This window comes from Micromonospora sp. NPDC004540 (assembly GCF_040610095.1).
GTDB lineage: Bacteria > Actinomycetota > Actinomycetes > Mycobacteriales > Micromonosporaceae > Micromonospora.
In genome coordinates this window covers 1-5,062 of sequence record NZ_JBEXLR010000181.1, presented here as the reverse complement: position 1 = coordinate 5,062, position 5,062 = coordinate 1, and the positions used below count along the sequence as shown (strand labels likewise).

The 5,062-nt window shown below is 75.0% G+C and carries 6 protein-coding genes; all 6 read left to right on the top strand.

Annotated features, from left to right (window positions below; genetic code table 11):
• Positions 1-662: SMC family ATPase (locus ABZV78_RS31310; RefSeq protein WP_355644403.1), on the top strand; the 662-nt coding region annotated here is incomplete at its 5' end.
• A gap of 19 nt (positions 663-681) precedes the next feature.
• Positions 682-1,641, top strand: a complete 960-nt coding sequence (locus tag ABZV78_RS31305) for a hypothetical protein (protein ID WP_355644401.1) — start codon at positions 682-684, stop codon at positions 1,639-1,641.
• The gene (locus ABZV78_RS31300) at positions 1,641-2,498 is read left to right on the top strand and encodes a fused MFS/spermidine synthase (RefSeq protein ID WP_355644399.1); all 858 of its coding nucleotides are present in this window, start codon (positions 1,641-1,643) and stop codon (positions 2,496-2,498) included. The genes ABZV78_RS31305 and ABZV78_RS31300 overlap by 1 nt, the downstream gene beginning before the upstream one ends.
• Before the next feature lie 82 nt (positions 2,499-2,580).
• Positions 2,581-3,279 carry a sigma-70 family RNA polymerase sigma factor gene (locus tag ABZV78_RS31295; RefSeq protein ID WP_355644397.1) on the top strand — a complete coding sequence of 233 codons (699 nt, stop codon included), beginning with the start codon at positions 2,581-2,583 and terminating at the stop codon, positions 3,277-3,279.
• A complete protein-coding gene (locus ABZV78_RS31290) occupies positions 3,276-4,064 on the top strand; it encodes a zf-HC2 domain-containing protein (RefSeq protein WP_355644395.1) in 789 nt (262 codons plus the stop codon). The genes ABZV78_RS31295 and ABZV78_RS31290 overlap by 4 nt, the downstream gene beginning before the upstream one ends.
• Positions 4,065-4,271: 207 nt before the next feature.
• Entirely contained in the window at positions 4,272-4,919 is a 648-nt protein-coding gene (locus tag ABZV78_RS31285) for a hypothetical protein (protein WP_355644393.1), read from the top strand.
• The last annotated feature ends 143 nt before the right edge of the window (positions 4,920-5,062 follow it).

The following is a 5,062-nucleotide window of genomic DNA, read 5'->3' as shown; positions in this document are numbered from 1 at the left end:
GGCTCGTCGACGCGGCCGGGCTGGCCGCCCCGGAGGACCCGCAGCGCGACGCCGCGGTGGCGGTCGAGCGGGCCGAGGCGGAGCTGCGCCGGCTGGAGGAGCGCCGCGAGCAGGCCGCCGAGCTGCGCGAGCAGCGGGCCGGCCACGAGCGGGAGGCCCGGGTGGCGCGGGCCCTCGCCGGGCACCTGCGGGCCAACAACTTCGAGCGCTGGCTGCTGGCCGAGGCGCTGGACCTGCTGGTCGACGGCGCCTCGCGGATCCTGCGCGAGCTGTCCGGCGGCCAGTACGACCTGGTGCACGACAAGGGCGAGTTCTTCGTGGTCGACCACCACGACGCCGGGCTGCGGCGCGGGGTGCGCACCCTGTCCGGCGGGGAGACCTTCCAGGCGTCGCTGGCCCTGGCGCTGGCCCTCTCCGAGCAGCTCGCCGGGATGTCCACCAGCGCGGCCAGCCTGGAGTCGATCGTCCTCGACGAGGGCTTCGGCACGCTCGACGCGGCCACCCTCGACACGGTCGCGGCCACCCTGGAGAACCTGGCCGCCCGGGGCGACCGGATGGTCGGCGTAGTCACCCACGTGCCGGCGCTTGCCGAGCGGATCCCGGTCCGCTTCGAGGTCCGCAAGGACGCCCGCACCGCCCGCGTCGAACGCACCGGCCTGTGAGCGCGAGAAGGGCGGCCCTGTGACGAGGTTCTTCGTCGACGCGTGGGACCCGGCGTACGGGGCGTCGTTCGAGGCGGGCGGCGGAGGCGGCCCGGCGGCGCCGAGCAGCGCCCAGGTCGACGCCGGCGTCGAACTGCCGGCCACCGACTGGCGGGCCGTCGACGCCCGGCGCGACGTCGCGGCCCCGGACGTGGTGCTGCTGGTCGACGGGGTGCGCCGGATCGACGCCAGCGTCTGGACGGCGGAGGACGACGGCGCCTCGTTCCCGGGCATCGCCGCCTCGTACGCCGCCGGAGTGGTCCGCTGCGACCTGGAGCGGGGCGCGGCGGAGCTGGCCGGGACCCGGGTGGGCCGCGGGTTGTTCACCGCCAGCCCCTCGGCCCAGGACGTGGTGGCCGGCGCGATCCGCTACCCGGTGCACCGGGTGAGCGGCACCGGTGAGCTGAGCAAGCTTCCCGCCGCCGTGCAGGGCCCGCTGACCGCGCTGGAGGTGGCGGTGTCCGACGCGGTGCGGACCGACGGCGACCTGCTGGTGGTGGACGGGCCGCTGCGCAGCCGGCGGAACCTGCCCCGCACCCTCGGCTACATCAAGACCCAGCACAGCCAGTATCTGGACGGCCGGCTCACCGCGGTGGTCACCGGGCTGGCCCCGGGGCAGCGCTGCCCGGTGTTCCGGCTGGGCACCGCCTGGGGCGGCTACTCCTGGTACCTGCGGCTGCCGGTGGCGGGCGGAGCGCCCTGGGCGGGCATCGTGCGGGTGGAGTGCTCCGCCGAGCTGACCGAGGCCGAGGCGATCGAGCTGGCCGACCTGTCCCTGGTCACGCTGCCCCGGTTCGCCTCCACCCCGTACAAGGACCCGCGGGCCCCGCAGAACCTGATCCCGATCGCCGGCCTGGAGCGCCGGCTGCGCGGGATGCTCGGCGACGCCCGCCTGCTGCACCGGGTGCTCACCGCGGCGGCCCGGGGGATCCGGCGCTGATGGGCCGGCGACGCGGCGCGGACCGGGCGGTCGCGCAGGTCGACACCGGGCAGGCCGAGCTGGTGCCCGACCCGGACCGGCCGGGCTCCTGGACGCTGCTGCTCGACGGCGCCCCGCAGTCCCATGTGGACCTGACCGACCCCACCCACCTGGAGTTCGAGTACGTCCGGCGGCTGGCCGCCGCGATCGACCTGGTCGCCCCGGCCGGCGCGCCGCTGCGGGTGCTGCACCTGGGCGGGGGCGCGCTCACCCTCCCCCGCTACGTCCAGGCCACCCGCCCCGGCTCGACACAGCGGGTGTCCGAGGTGGACGGCGCGCTGGTGGAGCTGGTCCGCCGGGACCTGCCCTGGCCGGCCGACCCCCGGCTGCGGGTCCGGGTGGCCGACGCCCGGGCCACTCTGACGTCGAGCCGGGACGGCAGCTACGACGTGGTGGTCGCGGACGTCTTCGCCGGCGCCCGCACCCCCGCCCACCTGACCTCGGTGGAGTACGTTGCCGAGGTCGCCCGGGTGCTCCGGCCCGACGGCTGCTACCTGGCGAACGTCGCCGACGGCCCGCCGCTGCGGCACGCCCGCGGTCAGGTCGCCACCGTACGCACCGTGCTGCCCCGGGCCTGCCTGGTCGGCGACGCGGCGGTGCTGCGCGGCCGGCGCTACGGCAACCTGGTGCTGGTCGCGTCCCGGGTGGAGCCACCGGTGCCGGAACTGACCCGGCGGGCCGCCGGCGACTGGTTCCCCGGCCGGGTGCTGGCCGGCGCCGAGCTGGACCGCTTCGCCGGGGGCGCCCCGGTGGTCCACGACGCCGACGCCACCGACTCCACCCCGCCCCCGCCCGGAATTTTTTCCGTCCGGCGTTGATCCGCTCGGCGGACCACTCCGTATCACCGGGCGGCCATGCCCGTGGGGGGTCGGCTGACGTCATTGGACACCGGAGGTCTGCATGCATGCGGTGGCGGCCGGCTGGCACGGCGAGGTGGCGAGGCCCGAGTGGATGTTCGCCCGGGCACAGTCCCAGTCGCGCGCGTCGAGGTCGGGTCGAGGGGTCGACGCCCGCCCCTCGGATCGCCAGAATGACCCGGTGACGCCGCGACCGGCGCCCGGACGCCACCAGGCGACGTCCACCGAGGCCAGCCACTCCGACCAGCTGATCCGGCTGCTCTACGCCGAGCACGCCGGGCCGCTGCTGATGTTCGTGATGCGGCTGACCGGCGGGGATCGGCAGCGCGCCGAGGACATCGTGCAGGAGACGCTGCTCCGGGCCTGGCGCAACGCGCACCGGCTGGGCGTCCAGGGGCAGGGCTCGCTGCGCCCGTGGCTCGTCACGGTGGCCCGGCGGATCGCCATCGACGAGCACCGCAGCGAACAGGCCCGCCCGGCGGAGACCTACGACCGGGACCTGACCGCGTTCGCCGAGGCGGACAGCACCGACCGGGTGCTGCGCACCATGACGGTGGCGGACGCGCTGCGTACCCTGAGCCAGTCGCACCGGGAGATCCTGGTGGCGACGTACTTCCGGGGGCGTACCGTGCCCGAGGCGGCCGAGGAGCTGGGCCTTCCGCTCGGCACCGCGAAGTCGCGGGTCTACTACGCGCTGCGCGCGCTGCGCACGGCTCTGCAGGAGAGGGGGGTGACGGAATGAGCCGCGCGGACCACATGGATGTCGCCGCGTACGCGCTCGGCGTGCTGGACCCGCAGGACGCGGAGCGGTTCGAGGAGCACCTGGCCACCTGCTGGGCGTGCGCGGCGGAACTGGAGACCATGGTCCCGGTGGTGGGGCTGCTCTCCGGCATCGACGGCGAGGCGATGGCCGCGCTGGAGCAGACGCACACCGATCCCGCGCTGCTGGACCGTACCCTCATGGCGGTCCGCCGGGACCGGAAGCGGACCCGGATGCGGCAGGTCTTCGCCGCGGCGGCGGCCGTGGTGGTGTTCGGCGGCCTGAGCGGCGTCGTCGCCGCCGGGGTGCTCGACGGCGACGACGGGAAGCGCGTCCCGCAGGCCGAGCCGACCCTGAACGCGCCCGTCACCGCCCCGCCCTCCCCCGGACCGACGGCGTCGGGGCCGGGCGTCGGGAACGGCACGGACATCGAGGGCGATCAGCACGACGCCACCGACCCGAGCACCGGCGTGAAGACCACCATGTGGCTGGCGTCGAAGGAGTACGGCACGCTGATCAACGTGTTCCTCACCCGCCTGCCCGGGCCGCGCACCTGCCGGCTCGTGGTGGTCCGGACGAACGCCACCAGCGAGGTGGTCTCCACCTGGTCGGTGCCGGGCGGCGGCTACGGCACGAACACCAACCAGCTCCCGCTGGAGCTGAGCGCGTCGACCTCGGCGCCGCTCAAGGACATCGAGAAGATCCAGGTGCAGTCGGTCGACGTCAACGGCATCGCCAGCCCGCTGGTGACGGTGAACGACCTCTGATCCCGCCGGGACGCCGGCGCCGGGCAGCGACACCGCCCGGCGCCGTTCCGTCGTGCCCGGGGATGCCGACCCCGACGTGCTTCCCCCACGCGCCATTCGCCGGATCGGTTCAACGGATCCACTGTGAAATGGAGCACCCTTTTCTCTTCAACCTTGACAGCGCACGCCCCGTACTACTCGGCGAACTGCCAAGAACGAGGAGGGCACGTGGCACACCTGAAGCGGACGACCGTCATCGTCGCGAGCGCGATGGTCGCACTAACGGCCTGCGCCCCCGCGGGCTACGACGGGGCGAACTCGAGCGCGGCCGAGCCGGTCGCCGTCGCCGCGGCCGAACCCACCGCGTCGGCCGAACCGGAAGCCTCCGCGTCCCCGGACGCGGCCGCCGACGACCAGGCACCCCCGTCCGACGTGAAGCTCACCGACGAGCTGGTCGGCAAGAAGCTGCCCCGGATGGGCCGGGTCGTCACCGACCAGGACGGCTGGGTGCTGTACCGGTTCGACAAGGACTCGGCCGACCCGCCGCAGTCCAACTGCGTGGACAAGTGCGCCCAGGTCTGGCCGCCCGCGCTGACCGACGGCAACCCGCAGCTCGAGGGCGTCTCCGACGACAAGGTCGGCACGGTCACCCGCCAGGACGGCACCCGGCAGATCACCATCGGGGGCTGGCCGGTCTACCGCTACATCGGGGACAAGAAGCCGGGCCAGTGGAAGGGCCAGGGCGTCGGCGGCACCTGGTTCGTCGTCGACCCGAACGGCAAGAAGAACCTGACCTGCCTGCCCACCGGCACCCCGAAGGCGGTCGCGCCGCCGTCGTCGGGCGACTCGGGCGGCGACTCGGGCTACTCGTACTGACGGCCCCTCGGACACGGTGGCCGGTCGCAGCCGGGGAGGGCGCGGCCGGCCACCGTCGTGTTCCCGGGACAGCGGCGAACCGGCAGCCCCGCGTCCCGGCGCGGCGCCGGCCCGGAACGGGCCAGATCGGAAGAGCGACGTGG

What these genes read in the sequence shown, in the direction of transcription:
- ABZV78_RS31300 (WP_355644399.1), top strand. Translation starts at nt 1,641, where the DNA reads ATGGGCCGGCGACGCGGCGCGGACCGGGCGGTCGCGCAGGTCGACACC.
- ABZV78_RS31295 (WP_355644397.1), top strand. Translation starts at nt 2,581, where the DNA reads ATGCATGCGGTGGCGGCCGGCTGGCACGGCGAGGTGGCGAGGCCCGAG.
- ABZV78_RS31290 (WP_355644395.1), top strand. Translation starts at nt 3,276, where the DNA reads ATGAGCCGCGCGGACCACATGGATGTCGCCGCGTACGCGCTCGGCGTG.